18 protein-coding genes are annotated in these 20,268 nt (G+C 56.8%); 13 read left to right on the forward strand and 5 right to left on the reverse strand.

Annotated features, from left to right (window positions below; all coding sequences use genetic code 11):
- Window positions 1–838: 838 nt before the first annotated feature.
- Complete coding sequence (locus LA5095_RS27210) at window positions 839–1,522, reverse strand: fumarylacetoacetate hydrolase family protein (RefSeq protein ID WP_055120861.1); 684 nt, start codon at window positions 1,520–1,522, stop codon at window positions 839–841.
- 150 nt (window positions 1,523–1,672) lie between these two features.
- On the reverse strand, window positions 1,673–2,353 hold the full coding sequence (locus LA5095_RS27215; RefSeq protein ID WP_055120863.1) for a FadR/GntR family transcriptional regulator: 681 nt from the start codon (window positions 2,351–2,353) through the stop codon (window positions 1,673–1,675).
- A gap of 136 nt (window positions 2,354–2,489) precedes the next feature.
- Here LA5095_RS27215 and LA5095_RS27220 point away from each other — a divergent pair, with 136 nt between their 5' ends.
- The 5 genes from LA5095_RS27220 (at window position 2,490) to LA5095_RS27240 (ending at window position 7,246) form a co-directional block, all read left to right on the forward strand.
- Window positions 2,490–3,416, forward strand: coding sequence for a fumarylacetoacetate hydrolase family protein (locus LA5095_RS27220; protein ID WP_055120865.1), 927 nt, complete (start codon window positions 2,490–2,492; stop codon window positions 3,414–3,416).
- A 66-nt stretch (window positions 3,417–3,482) separates the two neighbouring features.
- The gene (locus LA5095_RS27225) at window positions 3,483–4,508 is read left to right on the forward strand and encodes an ABC transporter substrate-binding protein (protein ID WP_055120866.1); all 1,026 of its coding nucleotides are present in this window, start codon (window positions 3,483–3,485) and stop codon (window positions 4,506–4,508) included.
- Window positions 4,505–5,314, forward strand: a complete 810-nt coding sequence (locus LA5095_RS27230; protein ID WP_055120868.1) for an ABC transporter ATP-binding protein — start codon at window positions 4,505–4,507, stop codon at window positions 5,312–5,314. Before LA5095_RS27225 ends, LA5095_RS27230 begins: the two co-directional genes overlap by 4 nt.
- The gene (locus LA5095_RS27235) at window positions 5,311–6,177 is read left to right on the forward strand and encodes an ABC transporter permease (protein ID WP_055120870.1); all 867 of its coding nucleotides are present in this window, start codon (window positions 5,311–5,313) and stop codon (window positions 6,175–6,177) included. The genes LA5095_RS27230 and LA5095_RS27235 overlap by 4 nt, the downstream gene beginning before the upstream one ends.
- The gene (locus tag LA5095_RS27240; RefSeq protein WP_055120872.1) at window positions 6,161–7,246 is read left to right on the forward strand and encodes an Ldh family oxidoreductase; all 1,086 of its coding nucleotides are present in this window, start codon (window positions 6,161–6,163) and stop codon (window positions 7,244–7,246) included. Before LA5095_RS27235 ends, LA5095_RS27240 begins: the two co-directional genes overlap by 17 nt.
- A gap of 93 nt (window positions 7,247–7,339) precedes the next feature.
- Here the strand turns inward: LA5095_RS27240 and LA5095_RS27245 are convergent, their stop codons facing one another.
- Complete coding sequence (locus tag LA5095_RS27245; RefSeq protein ID WP_055120874.1) at window positions 7,340–8,029, reverse strand: GntR family transcriptional regulator; 690 nt, start codon at window positions 8,027–8,029, stop codon at window positions 7,340–7,342.
- Entirely contained in the window at window positions 8,022–10,883 is a 2,862-nt protein-coding gene (locus tag LA5095_RS27250; RefSeq protein WP_082442987.1) for an FAD-binding and (Fe-S)-binding domain-containing protein, read from the reverse strand. Before LA5095_RS27250 ends, LA5095_RS27245 begins: the two co-directional genes overlap by 8 nt.
- Window positions 10,884–11,050: 167 nt before the next feature.
- On the opposite strand from LA5095_RS27250, the gene LA5095_RS27255 reads away from it, so the two are divergent.
- The 8 genes from LA5095_RS27255 to LA5095_RS27295 all read left to right on the forward strand — a co-directional run bounded on the left by LA5095_RS27255 (window position 11,051) and on the right by LA5095_RS27295 (window position 18,743).
- On the forward strand, window positions 11,051–12,229 hold the full coding sequence (locus LA5095_RS27255; protein ID WP_055120877.1) for a pyridoxal-phosphate-dependent aminotransferase family protein: 1,179 nt from the start codon (window positions 11,051–11,053) through the stop codon (window positions 12,227–12,229).
- Between the two features lie 35 nt (window positions 12,230–12,264).
- Complete coding sequence (locus tag LA5095_RS27260; protein WP_055120879.1) at window positions 12,265–13,245, forward strand: TRAP transporter substrate-binding protein; 981 nt, start codon at window positions 12,265–12,267, stop codon at window positions 13,243–13,245.
- A 102-nt stretch (window positions 13,246–13,347) separates the two neighbouring features.
- Window positions 13,348–13,914, forward strand: a complete 567-nt coding sequence (locus tag LA5095_RS27265) for a TRAP transporter small permease (RefSeq protein WP_235808903.1) — start codon at window positions 13,348–13,350, stop codon at window positions 13,912–13,914.
- Entirely contained in the window at window positions 13,914–15,194 is a 1,281-nt protein-coding gene (locus tag LA5095_RS27270; RefSeq protein WP_055120881.1) for a TRAP transporter large permease, read from the forward strand. Before LA5095_RS27265 ends, LA5095_RS27270 begins: the two co-directional genes overlap by 1 nt.
- Entirely contained in the window at window positions 15,191–15,967 is a 777-nt protein-coding gene (locus LA5095_RS27275) for an enoyl-CoA hydratase/isomerase family protein (protein WP_055120883.1), read from the forward strand. The genes LA5095_RS27270 and LA5095_RS27275 overlap by 4 nt, the downstream gene beginning before the upstream one ends.
- Window positions 15,964–17,169: a CaiB/BaiF CoA transferase family protein gene (locus LA5095_RS27280; RefSeq protein WP_055120885.1), complete on the forward strand. Its 1,206-nt coding sequence runs from the start codon at window positions 15,964–15,966 to the stop codon at window positions 17,167–17,169. Before LA5095_RS27275 ends, LA5095_RS27280 begins: the two co-directional genes overlap by 4 nt.
- 42 nt (window positions 17,170–17,211) lie before the next feature.
- The gene (locus tag LA5095_RS27285) at window positions 17,212–17,637 is read left to right on the forward strand and encodes a GlcG/HbpS family heme-binding protein (RefSeq protein ID WP_055120889.1); all 426 of its coding nucleotides are present in this window, start codon (window positions 17,212–17,214) and stop codon (window positions 17,635–17,637) included.
- Window positions 17,638–18,557: 920 nt separating this feature from the next.
- Window positions 18,558–18,743, forward strand: coding sequence for a hypothetical protein (locus LA5095_RS27295; RefSeq protein WP_055120892.1), 186 nt, complete (start codon window positions 18,558–18,560; stop codon window positions 18,741–18,743).
- A gap of 290 nt (window positions 18,744–19,033) precedes the next feature.
- Here LA5095_RS27295 and nqrF read toward each other — a convergent pair whose 3' ends face one another.
- Window positions 19,034–20,254: an NADH:ubiquinone reductase (Na(+)-transporting) subunit F gene (nqrF, locus tag LA5095_RS27300; protein ID WP_055120894.1), complete on the reverse strand. Its 1,221-nt coding sequence runs from the start codon at window positions 20,252–20,254 to the stop codon at window positions 19,034–19,036.
- Between the last annotated feature and the right edge of the window lie 14 nt (window positions 20,255–20,268).

The raw sequence follows: 20,268 nt of genomic DNA on the forward strand, positions 1-20,268 counted from the left end.
CTCGTCAGGCTCATAACCTGAAGGTCGCAGGTTCAAATCCTGCTCCCGCAACCAAATACGCCAAAGGCCGTCCAACAGGGCGGCCTTTGGCGTATCTGGACAGTGGATACAGGCGAGAACCTCTCCGGGCCCATCAAGGAGGGCAAAGCCCGACGCAGAAGGGCAAAAAAACACCAAATCCTGCTCCCGCAACCAACAAAAAAAGCCGCCCACATCGGGCGGCTTTTTTGTTGGAAGGGGGCGCCGATCTTGACCTGACGGGGGCCCCGGAAGGAGGACATAGTCCGACGCAACCGGGCAGAAAACATTCAAATCCAGATCCCGAAACCAAACAAGTTCAAGCCGCCCTCAAGCGCGGCTTTTTTGTTGCACCCGACAAGGACCCGGACCTTGCAAAACGCGACCAAAAGGCCAGGCTCACGACAAGCGCCTAGACCCAAAGCGCAACGCGAAAGCAAAATCCCGATCCCGCAAACAAACAAAGCCCGCCGAGAAATCGGACGGGCTTTTTTTCGTTCTGACCTACAACAAACCGCGCACCCTGATCCTTTGTTTTCCTAAACATAACGGACGACCTCCTCAAAGGTGGAGGATCAACAAATCCGGTAAGACCCAATCGCTGCACAAGCTTTGACGCAACCCATCCTGAGGCAAGTTACAAATACCGAAAAGCAGCATCGGATGCTCTAAGAACAACAGCGTGTGTGTCTGCCAAGATTTCCCGGTTGGCCAGGGTCGGATCTGATGTGCGCTCTTCAAGATGAACGAGAGTGAAATCATCCAGCGATTAGTTGCTTTGAGTAAGGCCAAGCCGCCCGAGCCGGCCTCGCTCCTGGCTTCAGACGACCTTGACGGACAGTGTTCCGACGGATTCGATGCTCGCTTCCATGGTGTCGCCTGGCTCCACGGCATTTACGCCCGAAGGAGTCCCGGCCATGATCACATCTCCCGCCGCGAGTTCGAAGTATTCCGAGAGATAGGAGATCATCTCCGGCACCTTCCAGATCATCTGGTTCAGATCACCTTCTTGTCGCAAGTCGCCGTTGACTGTTAGTTCAATCCGGCCCTGATCCGGGTGGCCAACATCGGAGACCGGATGCAATGGACCCACTGGTCCGGACCGCTCGAATGCTTTGCCGATTTCCCAGGGGCGTCCCATCTTCTTCATTTCGCCCTGCAAGTCCCTGCGCGTCATGTCCAGGGACACACCGTAGCCCCAGACGTGGTCGAGAGCATCTGACAGGGCGATGTTGGTACCTCCACTCTTCAGTCCAACCAGGAGTTCGACCTCGTGGTGTACGTCAGATGTGTGCGGTGGGTAGGGAAATTCTCCGGAAGCGTCCAGATTGTTTGGGTTCTTTTGAAAAAAGAAGGGAGGTTCGCGGTTGGGGTCGTGTCCCATTTCGACAGCATGCGCCGCAAAGTTCCGGCCAATGCAGTAGACGCGACGGACGGGAAAAGACCCTCCGTCGCTGGTGGGAATGACGTGTACCTTTGGTGTCTCGATTACATGCTCAGACATCGCTTTCCTCGCTTGCGGTCAGTTGTAGTTGGGCCCGCAGACTCGCGATACCGACTTAGGACCGCTCGCTTTATGACTTGGACCGAATGCACAAAAAATAAACTCGTTGGCAATGAGTTTTGATCAACCAATTCTTGAATCGGTTGGGGCTTACCCCTCGCCCAAAACGACTTCTGGCATCATCCGCGAATAAACCGAGCGCAGATGTTGCTGCATCATTTGCATGGCCAGTTCACCGTTTCCGGACGAGATCGCCCGCACGATCGCATCGTGTTCGACGAAGCTTGTATAGCCGGGCACGGGCTTGCGGGTATCGCGCGGTTGACCCCAGACAATTGAGCGGCGCACCGAGTTCAGCGTCTCGAAAAAGTACAGGTAAAGCTGATTGCGTGTGCTTCGCGCGATAGCGTGGTGCAACTTGTTGTCCCATGCTTCGTAGGCGCGCCAGTCAATGGCTTCGCGGCATTTCTCAGCGCAAATTTTCATTTGTTTACAATCAGATTTGCTCGCATTCTTTGCAGCGAGCCGCGCCAGTTCGGGTTCAATGCTGTAGCGGACCGTGATCACCTGTTCGGGCTTTATCTGGTCGCGGAGGTAGGTGACATCCTGAAGGTTCAGGACGGGCCGCGAGCCGACGAATGTGCCGCGTCCCACATGCCGCCAGATCAACCCCTGCGCCTCGAGGTCGGCAAGTGCTTTACGCAGTTGGTTGCGTGTCGTGTCCAAACGTTTGCACAGTTCGCGCTCGGGCAAAATGCGGTCGTTCAACCGATATCCGGCACTATCGATCAGGTCACGCAGTCTTTGTGATAGTTCGGTTGTCTCGTTCATGTCGCCACCCAATTTGCTGATTGGTTGATTGAATTAGAGCGAGAGTCAATCAACTCTTGTCAGCAAGGTTAGCAAGAGATCGCGAAACATCGCGACACTCTGCCGCAAAAAAAGACGGTATCGGGAGGAAAATGTCGTGCGTCTAGCCACAGTGTCATCAGGTGGAGAGAATATCTGTGCGGCCGTTCTGAAAGACGACCGGCTTTTGAACCTGTCCAAAGCCGCGCACCACCTGACGGGCCCTGCTGCCGAGGCATTGAAGGCAAATTCAATGCTCCTTCTGATTGCCGGATCGCCGGAGACGCTCGATACCGCACGCAACCTTGTGGACGACGCTGAAGCCGGTCTCCTTGACGCGGCGATTCTGCCCGAGGGGGCAGATCTGCTGGCGCCAATTCCCGTCATTCGCAAGAACGTTCTATGTGTCGGGCGCAACTATGCTGAACACATCACCGAGGGGGACCGGGCGCAAAAGCAGCAGGTCGGCGTAACCGAGTATCCGGTTTTCTTCACCAAACCGCCGACGTCCATCGTAGGCCCGGGCGGCGATGTGCTGACCTTTCCGAACGTCTCAAAGCAAACTGACTACGAAGTTGAACTGGCCGTGATTATCGGCACGCCGGGGCGCAATATCGCCAAGGCGGACGCAATGAAACACGTCTTCGGCTACACTATTTTGAATGACATCTCCGCCCGCGACGTACAGCGCCGCCATGGCGGGCAGAATTTCAAGGGAAAGGCCTTTGACGGCTCTTGCCCCATGGGTCCTTGGATTGTGACCGCGGACGCCATTGATGACCCGCATGCTTTGCCGATTTCGCTGACCGTAAATGGTGAGATCCGGCAGAACGGCAACACCGCGGACATGATTTTCGATATCGAGACACTTATCGCTTCGTTGTCGGAGGGCATGACGTTGGAGCCCGGTGACATCATCGCGACCGGTACGCCGTCGGGCGTGGGATACGCCATGGATCCACCAAGTTTCCTGAAGGATGGCGACACCGTCGTTTGCAACATTTCAGGGATCGGCACGCTCACGAACTCGGTGCGTGCCGTATAAGCGATCTTCCGAAGACGTCGATAGGACGAGGGGGATTGGAAAGAACGCGAAGGGAGGAATAAGCGTATGATGAACCGCAGAACATTAACATCTTTACTGACGGCAGCGCTGGCAGCCGGATTGTTTGGAAAGGTTACGTTTGCGCAAGACTTGCAAGAAATTACTTTCGTGCAGCCGAGCCCGTCAGCCATCAACTCGTTTCCGGTCTTTGTCGCCATAGGCGAAGGGTTTTTCGAAGACGAGGGCTTGAACGTTACGGTCGAAGCCATCAATGGTTCGGGTGCGGTTTTGCAGGCGTTGTCTGCAGGTCAAGCGCAGTTCGGCCGTCCGGGCCCCGGCCCGCTTATCGCAGCGCGTTCACGCGGTGTGGATGCCACACATATCTACAACGTGGCTGCACGGAGCAATTTTGGAATCGCAGTTCAAGAAGGCTCCGATTTTCAGAAGATCGAGGACCTGCGCGGCAAGGTTATCGGGACCGGTACAGCGGACGGTGCTGAGGTGGGCTTTGCCCGCAACGTGCTGACCGGGGCTGGAATGGTCGAAGGCACTGACTTTGAGTTCCTCACGGTCGGTGACGGTGGCCCGGCAACCGCGGCGTTCCTGAACGGTGAAATTGACGCCTATTCTGCGTCCACCGCAGATACAGCGGTTCTCAACCAGCGCGGCATGAAGGTGCGTGACATCACACCCGCCGAGTTCGGCCGGTTCTTCGGCAACGGCATTGCCACCATGGCCGATACGATCGCCAACGACCGTGAGCTTGTTGAAGCATGGAGCCGTGCCTTTGCCAAGGGCCATGCCTTTGCACTGGACGACGCCAATCGCGATGCAGTTCTTGCCCACCTTGCCGCAGGCAATCCGCAGGAAGGTGAAGACAAGGAGTTCCAGGCGGCACTGTTCGATGCGGTTCGTTCCAAGACAATTGCTGCTGGCGACAGCCCGCATCTTGGCTGGTATCCGGCGGCAGTCTGGGAAGAATGGCAGGAAGCTCTTGTCGCTGGCGGTGAAATCCCAGGACCTCTCGATGATCTGAGCGTGATCTGGACCAATGAGTTCGCAGAGCTCGGAAGTGCAGGCGTCGGAAAATGAACGCCTCATTGGCAAATGACTACTCCGGCGCTTCATCTGAAGCGCCGGTTTATGAGTTGACCAATGTCAGCAAGACGTACGCGCGCAATGCGGTGATCGCGCTGGAGAACGTGGACCTCACCTTGCGCCACGGGAGCTTCACGTCGGTTATCGGATCAAGCGGCTGCGGGAAATCGACCCTGTTGAAGATCATGGCGGGGCTCATCCCACCCACGAAAGGCCGTGTGATCCTTCAGGACAAGCCTGTCACCGGTCCGCGGCGCGACATCGGAATGATGTTCCAGCAAGCCACGCTCTTTCCCTGGAAGACCGCGGTCGAGAACATCGTGCTGCCGATCGAGATCCGTGACGGGAAAGCGGCCGCCAAGCAGGCGAGGGAAAAGGCGCATGACCTGCTCGACATTGTCGGGCTGAAAGGGTTCGAGAACGTTTATCCCAATGAATTGTCCGGCGGCATGGCGCAGCGAGCGTCGATCTGCCGGATGCTGATTACCGAACCGGCAGTTCTGCTTTTGGACGAACCGTTCAGCGCGCTGGACGAGCTGTCTCGCGACATGATGAACATGGAATTGCAGAGAATTTGCCGTGAGCAGGACGCGACGGCCTTTCTGGTCACGCATTCCATTCAGGAGGCGGTGATACTGTCGGATGAGATCGTCGTAATGAAACCCCGCCCTGGCCGAATTGCGGAGATCGTCCACGTTGATCTGCCCCGGCCGCGCACGCTTGATATGATGACGACACCGAGATTTGGCGAAATCGTGGATCATATTCGCAGCATGTTGGACAAGGGAGAAGACATGTGACTGATGCGCCCACCAATCAGCGGCTAGAGGCCGAAGCAGCGGACGATACCGTCTGGGTTCAGGAAGTTGCATTCATCGATTCCGTGCCCCGTTGGATCGCCATGACATTTGTGTTCGTGGTTTTCATCGGCACCTGGGATCTGGTAACACGCTTGGAACTCGTTTCGCCGATCATTTTGCCCACGCCGTGGGAAACCTTCGACGACATGATCTTTGTCGGAAACAATCTTCTTAGCGGCGGCTATATGCTTGTTTCTCTTTGGATCACAGTCAAAGAGGTGATCTACGGATTCGCGCTGGCCATCACCCTCGGCTTCTCGCTTGGCGTACTCGTCGGCGAAACAGTGTTCGGCGAAAAAGCTGTCATGCCTTACCTGGTAGCCATCGACACCATGCCGAAGGTTGCTTTTGCGCCCCTCTTTGTTGCCTGGCTGGGCTTCGGCATCGAATCCAAAGTGGCACTGGCGGCGTTTATCGCCACCTTCCCGATCGTGGTGGGAACGGCCGCAGGTCTTCACTCGGCTGATGAGAATGCCCGCATGCTCTTCAAGACCATGGGTGCGAGCCGGATGCAGACGTTGATCAAGATGAAGCTTCCCACCGGGCTGCCGCAGATCTTCACAGGGCTTAAGATCGGCGCCGTCGGCGTTATGGCCGGCGCGATCACGGGCGAATTCCTGGGCGGCGGCAAGGGCTTTGGCGAACTGATTCGGGTCGCTGCATCCCAGCTCAACACGCCCCGGGTATTTTCGCTGATCCTGTATCTGAGCCTCGTCGGGCTTGCACTGTACCTGATCGTGCAATGGACACAGCGCAGGATCGTCTTCTGGCAGAAGGAATCCGTAGGTGCACACGACAACTGAAGAATCCGCCATACCGGTGCAAACCCTGCGCGATTTCGTTTCAGCTGCGCTGCAGTCGAAGGGCGTCCCGCATGATGATGCCGTCACAGTCGCCACGCTCATGGTTGAGGCGGACATCTTTGGGTATGGCACGCATGGTGTTTTTCGCCTGCGGCAATACCTGGCGCGTTTGGACGGTGGCGGCTGCAACCCGACGCCGTCTGTGACTGTGGCGCAGGAAACAATTGCAACGGGGGTGATCGACGGGGACGACGGGCTTGGCCATCTTGCCATGTCCGCTGCGCGCGATCTTGCCATCGAAAAGGCGCGCGCCGCCGGTATTGGCTGGGTTGGTGTCCGCCGCGGCAATCATGCCGGGCCCTTGGCGCTTTATGTGCGCACGCAGGCCGAGGCCGGTCTGCTTGGCATGGCGGCTGCAGTAGGAAGCGCGAACCACGTTCCTCCATACGGGGGAACCGACCTGCTGCTTGGGACCAACCCGATCGCGTTCTCGGCACCTGCAGCCGGTGCCGATCCATTCGTATTCGATATGGCCACAACCGTTGCAGCGATGGGAAAGATCAAGACGCTTCTGCAACAGGGCAAGGAGATGCCGGAAGGCTGGATGGTTGGACGGGACGGCAAACCGCTCACGGATCCAGCCCGGAAATCAGAGGGCTTCCTCCTGCCGATCGGCGGCCCAAAGGGATTTGGTTTGTCGATTGCAATTGGGCTCATGGCCGGTGTGCTCAACGGGGCTGCCTTCGGCTCGGATGTGGTCGACTTCACGAATGACACGAGCTCTTCGACAAATACCGGGATGTTTGTCATGGCACTTGATCCCGCTGCCTTCGGAATTGGGGACGATTTTGCGGGTTCCGCCAGTCGGGTCTTTGACGAGATGCGCGCCTCCGACCCGCTTCCGGGTCACGACCCTGTCCGCTTGCCAGGAGACGGCAAGACCGCGGCGGCTGATGCCCGCCGGTCAAGCGGCCTTGTTCTGAACCCTGCTCTGCGGCGTGACCTGAATGTGCTTGCAGCTGATTGCGGGCTCCCTGCTCCGTTTCCGGACGAACCCGCAAAAGGCTGACAACGCGGCTGCGGGGAACCCTTGCTTGCGAGAAGCGATGCCGGCGATGTCATTCATACAGAGCCACGTCGAAAGCACACCCGGACCTGTTCCCTAGTCGGCTTCATGGTCGGCCGCGTTCTTCAACCAGCGCAGCACTGAATTTTGCTTGTTTTTCATGTGAACGCTCAGGATTGATGCCAGCATCTTGCCGTCGCGCGCTTCCAGCGCTCTCATGATTTCATTGTGTTCGTCCACGGCTTCGCTCCAGCGCTCGTCAGACATGTTGGCCGCATATCGTGCGCGCTGCATACGTGCTGACAATGCCATGCTGGAGTTGGCCAGGGTTTCGTTTCTTGCAGCAGTAAGAATGCCAAGATGGATGTCTTGGTTAAGTTTGAAATACGTGGCCAGGTCCCTGTCGCGATAGCTTTTTATCATTGCGTCGTGAAGCGAGCGGATCCCGGCTATTTCCTCGTCAGTGATCTTTGCGCAGGCCAGCTCACCCGACAGGCCCTCAAGAACGGCAAGCACCGGAAAGACCTCTTCAACCTCTTCTATGGTGATCAAGGTGACCCATGCGCCGCGATTTGGTTCCAATCGGACCAAACCTTCCGCGGCCAAGACCTTCAATGCCTCGCGCATTGGCGTCCGCGAGACGCTGAATTGTTCACAAAGGGCCTTTTCGGGAACTTTCTTGCCCGGGGCAATTTCGCTTTCGATGATCAGGGGACGCAGACGTTCCACCAGTTCAAGGTGAAGCGATCTTCGCTCGATGACCATGTTTGCGGATAAATCAGTCATTTTGCACCGTGTTGTCCGGATTCAGTGCCAAGTCGAGAAGTTGGGCCATGTGCATCGGATTGCAATCGGTGTTGTCCGCTATTTGGTGGCGACAGGACGTGCCATCTGCCACGACAATTGCATCGCCAGATGCGGCGCGAGCAGCGGGAAGAACGTCCAGTTCGGCCATCTTTATCGACGTGTCATATGTGTCCACACCATAGCCAAATGCACCGGCCATACCACAGCAACTGCTGTCGATCTTGGTTACATTGGTGTCCGGCAACAGTGCCAGCATTTTTTCGATTGCGGGCATAACTCCCATTGCTTTCTGATGGCAGTGCCCGTGCAATATCACCTCGGGCGCCGGAGATTCAAGGCGCGAGATGAAGTGCGGATTGTCCCCTTGATCGGCAATGAATTCCTCGAACATCCGTGCCAGTTTAGCGATCTTTTCGCTATCTTCGCCAGGTAAAAGCGCAGGTATCTCGTCGCGAAGGGTCAACAGGCAGCTTGGTTCCAGCCCGACAATGGGAATGTCAAGTTCCGCATAAGGCATCAGGGCATCGATAAGCCGTTTTGCCTCTTGCCGTGCCTGATCAACCAATCCGACCGACAGAAACGTGCGGCCACAACACAATGGACGGCTATTGCCGATAGGTTTTACCACATCGACCACACTGCCCGTGGCGTTCAGAACTCTGACTGCCGCGCGCAGGTTTTCGGGCTCGAAATAGCGGTTGAAACTGTCGACGAACAGAACCGCGTCCGGTGCGGAGGTCGCGCTGACCTCGGTATCCTTGAACGGCTTCGCGGCCCATCTGGGCAAGGGGCGTTTTGCTGTGAAACCCGTCAGGCGTTCGGTTGCCATGGCCAAACCCGGTACCTTGTCCCGCAGGTTCAAGAGAAATGGCATTTTTGCCGCCCAGGGCGCATATCGCGGCAAATAGCCGATGAGGCGATCATGAAGGCTGGAGCCATGCTTTTTGGCGCGCGCAGACAGCACCTCAATCTTCATCCGCGCCATATCCACGCCGGTCGGGCACTCGCGCTTGCAGCCCTTGCAGGACACACAAAGCTTCATCGCATCTGCCATCTCTTCCGATACCAGTGCGTCGGGCCCAAGCTGTCCGGAAATCGCAAGGCGGAGGGTGTTGGCGCGGCCGCGGGTCAGGTCCTTTTCCTTGCGCGTCACTCGAAACGAGGGACACATGACGCCGCCTCTCAGTTTGCGGCAGGCGCCGTTGTTGTTGCACATTTCAACCGCACCCTGAAATCCGCCATCTTTGCCGGACCACTCGGACCACTCCAGTTCGGTTTTCAGTTGCGAGGCCCGGTATTCCGGTCCATAGCGAAACAGGCGACGGTCATCCATCTTTGGCGCATTGACGATCTTGCCGGGGTTAAACACGCCGGTCGGATCGAAACGGTCTTTCACCTCCTCAAAGGTTGCGACCATCCGAGAGCCAAACATCTTTTCATGAAATTCCGAGCGGACGATGCCGTCACCATGCTCACCTGAATGCGACCCCTTGTAACGGGCAACAAGATCAAAACACTCTTCGGCAATCGCGCGCATTGTGGCGACGTCATTGTCCAGCTTCAGGTTCAACACCGGGCGCACGTGCAGGCACCCGACCGACGCATGTGCGTACCATGTACCTGTGGTGCCGTGGCGTTCAAAAATCTCCGTGAGCCCAGCCGTGTAGGCGGCAAGGTCAGGCAGTTCAACCGCGCAATCCTCTACAAACGATACGGGCTTTCCCGCGGTCTTCATGGACATCATTATGTTGAGGCCAGATTTGCGCAGTTCAGCGATCTGTCCCTGCAGGCCTGCATCCGTCACCGCGGTGACACCGCCCCAGGCCTTGCCGGTCCCGGTCCAGGAAAACCCGAGATCGCCCATCATCTGCTCGAGATCTTTTAACTTTTGCACCCCGTTGGCTCGCGTGAATTCCACCAGCAGCAAAGCCTCTGGTGTGCCGGTCACAAAATTTTCGATTGTCCTGGCAAAAAGCGGAATGTCGCGAGCCAGCGCGATCATCGTATGATCGACCAACTCGACGCCCTCGGGATCAAGTGTCACCAGATGCTGCGCCGCGTCCATTGCCTGATGGAAGGTCGGGAAGTGGCACACACCCAGGGCTTTGCCATCCTGAAGCGGGGAGAGTTTCAGCTCGATCGCGGTTGTGTAGGCAAGCGTGCCTTCCGAGCCAACAAGAAGATGAGCGAGGTTCTGGGCGTCCAGTCCAGAGGTCAGCGCGTCGATGTTGTAGCCACCCACGCGGCGCATGACATTGGGGAACCGGGCAGCGACTTCAGCCGATTCCCTCTGGCCGATCGCCGCAAGATCGTGGGAAAGCGTGTTGTAAGCCGTGTTCTGCTCGGCAAGACCTGCCCCAAACCTGTGTTTGCTGCCATCGGCCAGGATCGCGTCGATCGACAGGACATTGTCCCGCATCATGCCGTACCGGATGGATTTCCCACCGCAGGAGTTGTTTCCCGTCATCCCGCCAATTGTTGCGCGCGACGCTGTGGAGACATCGACCGGGAACCAAAGTCCATGCGGTTTGAGCACCCGATTCAGTTCATCGAGCACGATGCCCGGGCGCACGACACAGCGTTTGTTTGCGACGTCAAGTTCGAGAATTTCGTTGAAATGCTCGGAGTTGTCCAAAACCAGCGCTTCGTTGACGGTCTGTCCACACTGTGATGTGCCGCCGCCGCGGGGAAGGATCGGCACGCCTTGATCGCACGCGCAGTCAATCGCCGCGAGAATGTCGTCTTCTGATCTGGGTGTCAGCACGCCCACCGGCATCATCTGATAAATCGATGCGTCCGTCGCATAGCGACCGCGCGAGAACGAATCGAACATCAGATCGCCCGACACCCTTTTTGAAAGCTCACGCGCAATGTCGTTCAACGCCGGGATCCTTGGTTCGTGTAATCTGAAAATGAATTATGAATTAAAAATTGCATATTCACAACTTCAATGTCATTCTGTGACGCACGTTCAAACGCAGGTCCCACAAGGTTCGATTTATGAGACAAGCTGGTCGTCATTTTCTGCAAATTCCCGGCCCCAGTTCGGTTCCGGATCGCATACTGAGCGCGATCTCCGGTCAGGTGATTGACCACAGGGGGCCGGCGTTCGGCAAAGTCGGTGCGCAGGCGCTGGAAGGGATCAAAACCATCTTCAAGACCGAGCAGAACGTCGTGATCTATCCATCGTCGGGCACCGGCGGTTGGGAGGCGGCGCTGGTCAATGTGCTGTCGCCGGGCGACCGGGTTCTGATGTTTGAAACCGGGCATTTTGCGACGTTGTGGAAAACGATTGCCGAGAAACTGGGCTTGAAGCCTGAGTTCATAGAAGGTGACTGGCGCGGCGGTGCCGATCCGGACCAGATCGAGGCATATCTGGCTGAAGACAGAAATCATGAGATCAAGGCCGTCTGCGTTGTCCACAACGAGACATCGACGGGGTCCGTCTCGCCGATTGCTGCTGTCCGCAAGGCAATCGACAACGCCGGACATCCGGCACTGTTCATGGTCGATACGATCTCGGGACTCGCGTCGCTCGACTATCAGCACGATGAATGGGGCGTTGATGTCACCGTTTCCGGATCGCAAAAGGGACTGATGTTGCCGCCGGGTCTTTCGTTCAACGCGGTAAGTGCCAAGGCCATGGCGGCGAACGCCTCGGCCGCATTAAAGCGGTCATATTGGGACTGGGCGGATATGGTCGGTCCGAACAAAACAGGATACTTCCCGTATACGCCTGCCACGAACCTTCTTTACGGGCTGAACGTCGCCATTGACATGCTGCACGAAGAAGGACTGGAAAATGTCTTTGCCCGACATGCGCGTCACGGGACAGCTGCACGTGCTGCCGTCCGCAGCTGGGGGCTGGAAGTTCTCTGCAACAAGCAGGGGCAGGAAAGCGGCGTGCTGACGGCTGTCATGGTCCCGGAAGGCCACAGCGCAGATAGGTTCAGGGCAACGACCTTGGAACACTACGATATTTCTTTGGGTAACGGCCTGTCGAAGGTTGCCGATAAAGTATTCCGCATCGGCCATCTTGGTGACTTCAACGATCTCATGTTGGTCGCAACATTGGCGGGCGTCGAAATGGGTCTGACAAAGGCCGGAATTCCCCACAACGCAGGGGGAGTCGGAGCTGCGATGGCGATGCTGGAGAACACGCAAATCGCGGCAGAGTGACGAAAACAGTCACATTTCCAAGGGAGGAAACACACATGACCATCAAGGCAATTCTTATTGCAACAGCCGCTGCGATTGGCGGAACAAGCAGTGCCTTTGCCGCCGACATCACGCTGAAGTTTGGCCATGTCGGCAATCCTGGTTCACTGTTCGAAGCAAGCGTCGACAATTTCGCGGAATGTGTGAATTCGTCGATGGGCGGCAAAGTCGAGGTTCAGACGTTCGGCTCTTCGCAGTTGGGCAAGGACAAGGAGCTTTTGCAAAAGCTGAAGCTGGGTCAGGTCGACTTCGCGCTTCCGTCGTCCGTCATGTCTTCGGTCGATGACACGTTCGGCATATTTGAGATGCCCTACATCATCCGCGACCGCGATCACATGCGCCGTGTCCAGGACGCGATGATGGACAAGTTTCAGGCCGCTGCAAACGGTGGCGGATATCACATCGTTGGCCTGGCCGAGAACGGCTTCCGCCACATCACCAACAACACGCGGGCAATCAATGTGCCGAGTGACCTAGAAGGCATCAAACTTCGCACTCCCAACGGTGTGTGGCGTGTCAAGATGTTCACGGAATACGGCGCAAACCCGACGCCAATGGCATTCTCGGACGTGTTTACCGCGTTGCAAACCGGCGTGATGGACGGCCAGGAAAACCCCTATGCGCAGATTGCATCCGCAAAATTCCAGGAAGTCCAGAAATACCTGTCAATTACCGGCCATGTTTACACGCCTGCCTACATCCTCGCTTCGCAGAAGGGATTTGCGAAACTGCCGGAGGATGTGCAGGCCGGCCTGACCGCCTGTGCGGCGTCCACGCAGGACTTCACCTACGAAAAAGCGGCACAGCTCGAAACCGAATTGCTGGACGTGATCAAGGCTGCCGGTGTCGAGGTGAATGAGGCGAACAAGGATGCATTCGTCGAGGCATCCGCGCCGATCTACAAGGCATTCGCCGACGAGGTCGAAGGCGGGCAAGACATGATTGACCAGGTTCTGGGCCTGGCGAACTCAAACTGACGCTTGTATCGGGCAGCGGGCAATCCGCTGCCCTTTCATTCTTGTGGCTATACAGATCCGCGTGAGCCTCCCTTTGGCTCCTGCAAGAAGACAAGGCGCGAAGTGAACCAGCTCTCAATCTCACTCCTACCTCGGATTGTCACGATCCTCGGCAAAGTGCTTGAATGGATCACGATCTCGCTGATGGTGCTTCTGACCTTCGTCGTGATTTCGGCGGTGATTGCGCGTCTCTCGGGCCAGAGTTTTTCGTGGTATGACGAAGTCGCCGCGATCATGCTCGCCTGGATAACCTACTACGGCTCGGCGCTCGCTGCGCTTCACCGTCGTCACATCGGGTTTGATACGGTGCTTCTGGCGATGCCGGTCAAGGCGCGTCTGGCGGCCCTGCTGGCGGGCGAGGCAATCGTGTTGATCTTCTTTGTGCTGATGGCGCGAGCCGGGCTTCAGGTTCTCGAAGTTCTCGAAGGCGACACGCTGATCTCACTGACCTGGGTTCCGGTTCAATTCACCCAGTCGATTATCCCGATTGGCGCGATCCTGTTCATCCTGTGCCAGCTTCTCAGCCTGCCGAACTACTGGAAAGTCACCGCCGCCGGCGTTTCGCTGGAACACGCGGAGATCGAGGAAGAGGTTGAGGCCGAGATGATCAAGAACAAGGATCGTAACTGATGTTGATGGCTGCGATCTTTTGCGCACTGCTGGCGATGATCTGCATTAATGTGCCAATTGCAGTTGCGCTGGCCATGTGTGGCGTGATCGGCCTCCTGGCGGTCGAGGGCACAGGCAGTTTGGTCACGATTGCCCTGGACATGTATGACGGATCCACCAAGTTTTCGTTGATCGCGATTCCGATGTTTGTGCTGGCAGGTGCCATTATGAACGCGGGCGGGATCACGGATCGGCTGATCAATTTCGTGTCCGCCATCATAGGCTTCATCCGCGGTGGTCTGGCGATGGTCAATATTGGCGTGTCGCTGTTCTTCGCGGAGATCTCGGGATCGGCTGTAGCGGACGTCGCTGCAATGGGCTCGATTCTGATCCCGCAGATGAAAAAGCGCGGCTACTCAAAGGAGTTTTCCGCCGCCGTCACGTCGTCCTCGGCCTCTCTGGCGATTATCATCCCGCCATCGATCCCCATGATCCTTTATGCAGCCTCAGCCAACACCTCAGTCGAGCAATTGTTTGTGGCAGGCGTTGTGCCGGGGCTCCTGGGCGCTGCCGGGTTGATGGGCGTCGCCTATGCTTTCGCGAAACGCTATGACTATCCGGTGGAAGAGGCATTCAACCTGCCGCGCGTACGCGAGACGTTCAAGGACGCGCTGCCCGCTTTTGCGTTGCCTGTGATCATCCTGGGCGGGATATTCGGCGGATTTGTCACCGCAACCGAAGCCGCAGGGTTGGCCGTGCTTGCTGCACTTGTTGTCTCTGCCTGGTATCGCAACCTGAACTTGGCACATTTGCGCCGGGCGATGCTCGACGGCGGCATACAAACCGCCGTGGTCATGCTTTTGGTTGCCGCATCGGTTCTTATGGGCGGTTTCTTGACCCGTGCGCAGATCCCTCAGCAACTGGCGGAAGCGATCTTGTCCGTCACCGCTCAGCAATGGGCGATCTTGCTGATCCTGAACTTCTTTTTCCTGATCATCGGGTTCTTTCTGCACTCGGCGGCCGCGATCATTCTGGTTGTCCCGATTGTGATCCCGCTGATCTCCGCCGCGGGCATTGATCCCGTGCATTTTGGTCTCGTCGTCACCCTGAACCTGGCAATTGGCCAACAGACACCGCCGGTCGCTTCCGTTCTGATCACGTCCTGCTCAGTGGCCCGGGCGAACATCTGGGCCGTGTCGAAAGTGAATATCTTCTTTGTCGCGGTTCTGTTGGCCGTGCTGATGCTCTGCACTTACGTGCCAACGGTGCCGATGTTCCTCGTCGAGTACTTCTACCGATGACCGAAGAACTTACCCAACACCTGAATGACGGTGTCTTGTGGGTGGCGTTCAACCGCCCGGAGACGCGCAACGCGCTGACATTTGCGATGTACGACGCGCTCGCAAATCTCTGCACATCGCTGCCAACCAATGGACCGATCAGGGCCATCGTTATTTCCGGTAACGGCGGAAAGGCGTTCGCGGCCGGCACCGATATGAGCCAGTTTCGCGACTTCAAGACTGCGCAGGACGCGCTGGACTACGAAGCCCGGATCGCACAGGTGCTGGACGACTTGGAACGTTGTCCGGTACCGACGATCGCAGCGATCAATGGCGCGTGCACGGGCGGCGGGGCCGCGATCGCGGCGGCGTGTGATCTGCGTATCACCTCTTCCAGCCTCAAGTTCGGGTTTCCCATCGCACGTACCTTGGGAAACTGCCTTGCCAGCGATAACCTTGCCCGCCTGTCGGATCTGATGGGAGCAGGCCGCGTCCGCGAAATCATATTCACTGCGCGGCTGATCCTGGCTGAAGAAGCCCAGGCGATTGGTCTGGTGAGTGAGGTTCTGCCGGATGAGGCGGCACTTATGGCGCGCGCCAAGGAACTGGCACAGTTGGTCGGCACCATGGCGCCCCTGACCTTGCGCTCCACAAAAGAGGCCATGCGTCGCCGGCGAGCTGCGATTGCAGTTGAAGACGACGACCTGATCGCGATGTGTTACACCAGCGATGATTTCCACATCGGTATCGATGCATTTCTGAGCAAATCCAAACCGGATTGGACCGGAAAATGACGGCCGCAACCGGACCCTTGACCGGTATGAAGGTCATCGAGCTTGCGCATATCATGGCAGGTCCGGTGTGCGGCTTGATGCTGGCGGACATGGGCGCGGATGTCATTAAGGTGGAAAAGCCGCAAGGCGATGATTCTCGCCGGTTCGTCCCACCCGAGATTGAAGGTGAATCCGCCGCATATATGATGATGAACCGCAACAAGCGGGGAATAGCACTGAACCTCAAGGACCCGTCGGCGCGAGACATATTGCACAAGCTCCTTTCAGATGCGGATGTCGTGATAGAAAATTATCGCCTTGGCACAATGGAACGGCTGGGTCTCGGCTATGAGGATCTGGCGGCAGTCAACCCGCGCCTGATCTATTGCGAAATCTCCGGGTTTGGGCGTACCGGTCCGTACGCTGAGCGTGGCGGTTTTGATTTGATAGCCCAGGGCATGGCCGGTCTGATGTCGATCACCGGCGAGGGACCGGGGCGTCCGCCGGTCAAAGTGGCTGCACCGATTTCAGACATCAATGCCGGTATTCTGGCGGCCATGGGTGTGAGTGCGGCATACGCAAATGCGTTGAAGACCGGCCGGGGGCAAAAAGTTGACACGTCGCTGTTTGAGGCCGCGATTGTGCAAACATACTGGCAATCGGCGATTGCTTTTTCTACAGGTGAAAATCCACAACCGCTTGGCTCAGCGCATCCGCTCAACGCACCTTACCAGGCGTTCGCAACCAGCGACGGCTGGATCAATGTTGGCGCCGCGAACCAGAGCAACTGGCTCCGTTTGCTGGATGTCATCGATACGCCTGAGCTTGATGCCGATCCGAGATTTGCGTCGAACCAGTCGCGGATGCAAAACCTGCCTGCGCTCGTCGAAATCCTGAATGAGAAACTTCAGCGGGACACGACCGCCAACTGGTTGGCCAAGATGGAAGCCGCGGCGCTTCCAGCCGGTCCGGTCCTGGGCATTCTGGAGATGCACGAGGACCCTCAGGCGGTTGCACGTGATATGATCGTGGAGACAAATCACCCCATCGCTGGCGATGTTAAAACCGTTGGACACCCGGTCAAATTCAGCAAAACACCTGCCAAAGTTGCCAGAGCCGCGCCGGTGTTGGGACAACATAGCCGAGAGGTGTTGCAACAGCTTGGGTATGATCAGGAAACTGTCGCGAGCCTGATGGCAAGCGGGGCGGTCATAGCCGCATAGTCTCCTAATAGGCCAAGGCGTAGACGTAGATCGGGGGTCGGAGTGAAACTTGCTTTGGATACAGCGCAGAAAATTGTCTCGGCCGCTTTGGACTGGCGGCGCGTCCAAGGGATGAAGCCCATTACGGTAGCTGTTCTTGATAGCGGCGGATTTTTGATGGCGCTGGCCCGCGAAGATGGCACCAGCAATCTGCGTCCTGACATTGCTCAGGGCAAGGCGCGGGGGGCTATCGGTATGGGGCTTGGCTCGCGTGCCCTGTTTGAACGGGCAAAGTCACAGCCCTATTTTATCCAGGCAATGAACAGCATTGCCGAAGGATCGCTGGTGCCGGTTCCCGGCGGCGTTTTAATCAAAGAGGACGGCCAAATCCTGGGGGCAGTTGGAATAACCGGTGACTCGTCCGACAATGATGAAACTTGCGCAATCGCGGCAATTGAGGCAGCCGGATTCACGGCAGACGGAGGCTGATCGACGCCCGAGCCGACGAGAACGGTTCGGCCGCCTCAACGTCCGGCATTCCAGCCGTGTTGCTCCGTTGAAAATCATGCTGCCGCAGCAAAAAACTCCACAGCAAGACCTAGTAAAATCAAGACCTGGCGAAAAAACGCACTGCGTGTGTGGCGGCGGCCAATTGAATCCACCGCATCACTAGGCGATCTTCCCCCTATTTGGTTGGCTTTCGATTAGCAGTGTTCGTGCGTGATTGATCAAATGGCGGTCGGAATTCTTCAAGTAGCGCTCGCCGGATGCGGTCGGAGATCGAATCTGCATTGCACTTGTGGGTTCAGCACACCCTACTTGGACAAAAGGACTCATCCGGCCGATTGCAATAGGGCAGGTAAAGCAGTGAAACCGCCTCGTGCAAGCTCTGGTCTTGTCAGGTGGCAGCTGAAGACACCACACAGGTTCCCTTGTCCTCCCTCTGATCCTCCCCATTTGAAGCGGCCCAACGTTCCACTCCGGAATGCTCTGAAAGCAATAGTCTCGGTGTGATCAGGCTCCCGCAACCAAACAGGATCAAGTCACCCTGAAGGGCGTCATTTTTGTTGAATTGGACAAGGCACATCCCCCCGGCAGAAACCAGAACAGTGACCAGGCCCGGCGCAAAAGGAAAAACTCTCAAAGCAAATCAGACAAAATTCGCTAACTCGACCTGAAGCTTCGATCTTTGAACGAAACTCTGGCCGTTTGTGCCGACAGTTGGACAAACCCAGAGTAGATTCGATAGCCATGGAACCATTTCCGAGAAGCATGTCGGAGCAACAACGCCTTGATACCTGTTCAATGACCGTTGTAGAAAGCGTCCACAATCTGTGGACTTGGTTTCAAGGGAAACAAAGCCAATTTAGTCCGTCGCGGGCCGCTCTGGAACTCAACAGGAACGTTTTTTGGAAGAGATCTACCTTACGCCGTTGACCGGATCCATTCTTGTTGTCCTGGCAGTCGGCTCCGGTCACCTTTTTCGGGACAACTGGAAAAAGCAGGAAGATGGATGGCAACGCAGAGCCTGGCTCTACGGAGTGCTCGCAGGAGGAAGTCTTTTGACGCTTGCCTTCGTTCCCTTGAAATTCTGAGACTTTCTTGTGGTGCTGAAAGGGCGCGGGCTCGGATGGGGTGGAATCCTAGGTTAAGGTATTTTGATCTCTATTGAAGTTTGTGGATGACATTGTCCTCTGCCTCCTCACCTCTTCGTAAAATTCCTTATACGGTTCACAATCGCAAGCATGGCGTTTTTTAGACCCCCGGGTCGCGGTCGTTCCACCGGTAGGAGAGGCCGTCTTCATACGGAGTTCGAATGTATCACCGTTATGTATCTCAATAAGAAAAACCGGCAACTGATTGCCGGTTTTTTGTCTTGTTCGTTTTAGCCACCAAAGTCGTCGAGCATGATGTCTTCCCGGTCGACGCCCATTTCTACGAGCATGTTGATGACCGAGGAGTTCATGATCGGCGGTCCGCACATGTAGAATTCACAATCCTCCGGAGCGGGGTGGTCCTTCAGATACTGCTCGAAAAGCACGTTGTGAATGAACCCGGTGTAACCGTCCCAATCGTCACCGGGCTGCGGATCCGACAATGCAACATGCCATTCGAAGTTCGGGTTTTCCGCCGCCAGCTGGTCGAAGTCTTCAACGAAGAACATCTCCCGCTTTGAACGTGCGCCATACCAGAAGGTGATCTTGCGCTTGGAACTCAGCCGCTTGAGCTGATCGAAGATGTGGCTGCGCATGGGTGCCATCCCGGCACCGCCACCGACAAAAACCATCTCCTTGTCGGTTTCGCGTGCGAAGAACTCACCAAACGGACCGGAAATTGTGACCTTGTCGCCCGGTTTCAGATCGAAGATATAGGAGGACATCTGGCCCGGTGGAATTCCCTCTGAACCGGGTGGAGGCGACGCGACACGGACATTGAGCATGATCATGCCCTTTTCTTCCGGATAGTTCGCCATCGAATAGGCGCGTTCTATCGGAACGTCGACGGTGGACTTGTACTGCCAGAGATTGAACTTGTCCCAGTCCTCCCGGTATTCCTCCTCGATATCGAATTCCGTGTAGGACAGGCTGTGCGCGGGTGCCTCGATCTGGATGTAGCCGCCGGCCCGGAAATTGACATCTTCACCTTCCGGCAGGTCGAGAACCAGCGCCTTGATGAAAGTTGCGACGTTTTCGTTCGAGCGGACGGTGCACTCCCACTTTTTGACACCGAAAACCTCTTCGGGAACTTCAATGTCCATGTCCTGCTTGACCGCAACCTGACAGGACAGGCGGTCGCCGCAGGAGGCCTCGCGTTTCGTGATATGGCTTTCCTCCGTCGGAAGAATCGATCCGCCACCGGAGTGAATCTTGACGCGGCACTGCGCACATGTTCCGCCGCCACCGCAGGCAGAGGGAACGAAGAGCTTCTGTTCGGCGAGTGTCTGCAACAACTTGCCGCCGGCGGGAACCGAAATGGTCTTCTCCCCGTTGATGGTGATGCTGACATTCCCGGTCGACACAAGCTGACTGCGCGCGACCATGATTATGGTCACCAGGGCTAGCACGATCAACGTGAACAGGATGACGCCCAGGCTGAATGTTTCCATTCCGATCGTCTCCC

Source organism: Roseibium album (assembly GCF_001404515.1).
GTDB lineage: Bacteria > Pseudomonadota > Alphaproteobacteria > Rhizobiales > Stappiaceae > Roseibium > Roseibium album.

What these genes read in the sequence shown, in the direction of transcription:
- LA5095_RS27270 (WP_055120881.1), top strand. Translation starts at nt 13,914, where the DNA reads ATGTTGATGGCTGCGATCTTTTGCGCACTGCTGGCGATGATCTGCATT.
- LA5095_RS27280 (WP_055120885.1), top strand. Translation starts at nt 15,964, where the DNA reads ATGACGGCCGCAACCGGACCCTTGACCGGTATGAAGGTCATCGAGCTT.
- LA5095_RS27230 (WP_055120868.1), top strand. Translation starts at nt 4,505, where the DNA reads ATGAACGCCTCATTGGCAAATGACTACTCCGGCGCTTCATCTGAAGCG.
- LA5095_RS27210 (WP_055120861.1), bottom strand. Translation starts at nt 1,522, where the DNA reads ATGTCTGAGCATGTAATCGAGACACCAAAGGTACACGTCATTCCCACC.
- LA5095_RS27275 (WP_055120883.1), top strand. Translation starts at nt 15,191, where the DNA reads ATGACCGAAGAACTTACCCAACACCTGAATGACGGTGTCTTGTGGGTG.
- LA5095_RS27255 (WP_055120877.1), top strand. Translation starts at nt 11,051, where the DNA reads ATGAGACAAGCTGGTCGTCATTTTCTGCAAATTCCCGGCCCCAGTTCG.
- LA5095_RS27215 (WP_055120863.1), bottom strand. Translation starts at nt 2,353, where the DNA reads ATGAACGAGACAACCGAACTATCACAAAGACTGCGTGACCTGATCGAT.
- LA5095_RS27245 (WP_055120874.1), bottom strand. Translation starts at nt 8,029, where the DNA reads ATGACTGATTTATCCGCAAACATGGTCATCGAGCGAAGATCGCTTCAC.
- LA5095_RS27225 (WP_055120866.1), top strand. Translation starts at nt 3,483, where the DNA reads ATGATGAACCGCAGAACATTAACATCTTTACTGACGGCAGCGCTGGCA.
- LA5095_RS27260 (WP_055120879.1), top strand. Translation starts at nt 12,265, where the DNA reads ATGACCATCAAGGCAATTCTTATTGCAACAGCCGCTGCGATTGGCGGA.
- nqrF (WP_055120894.1), bottom strand. Translation starts at nt 20,254, where the DNA reads ATGGAAACATTCAGCCTGGGCGTCATCCTGTTCACGTTGATCGTGCTA.
- LA5095_RS27250 (WP_082442987.1), bottom strand. Translation starts at nt 10,883, where the DNA reads ATGTTCGATTCGTTCTCGCGCGGTCGCTATGCGACGGACGCATCGATT.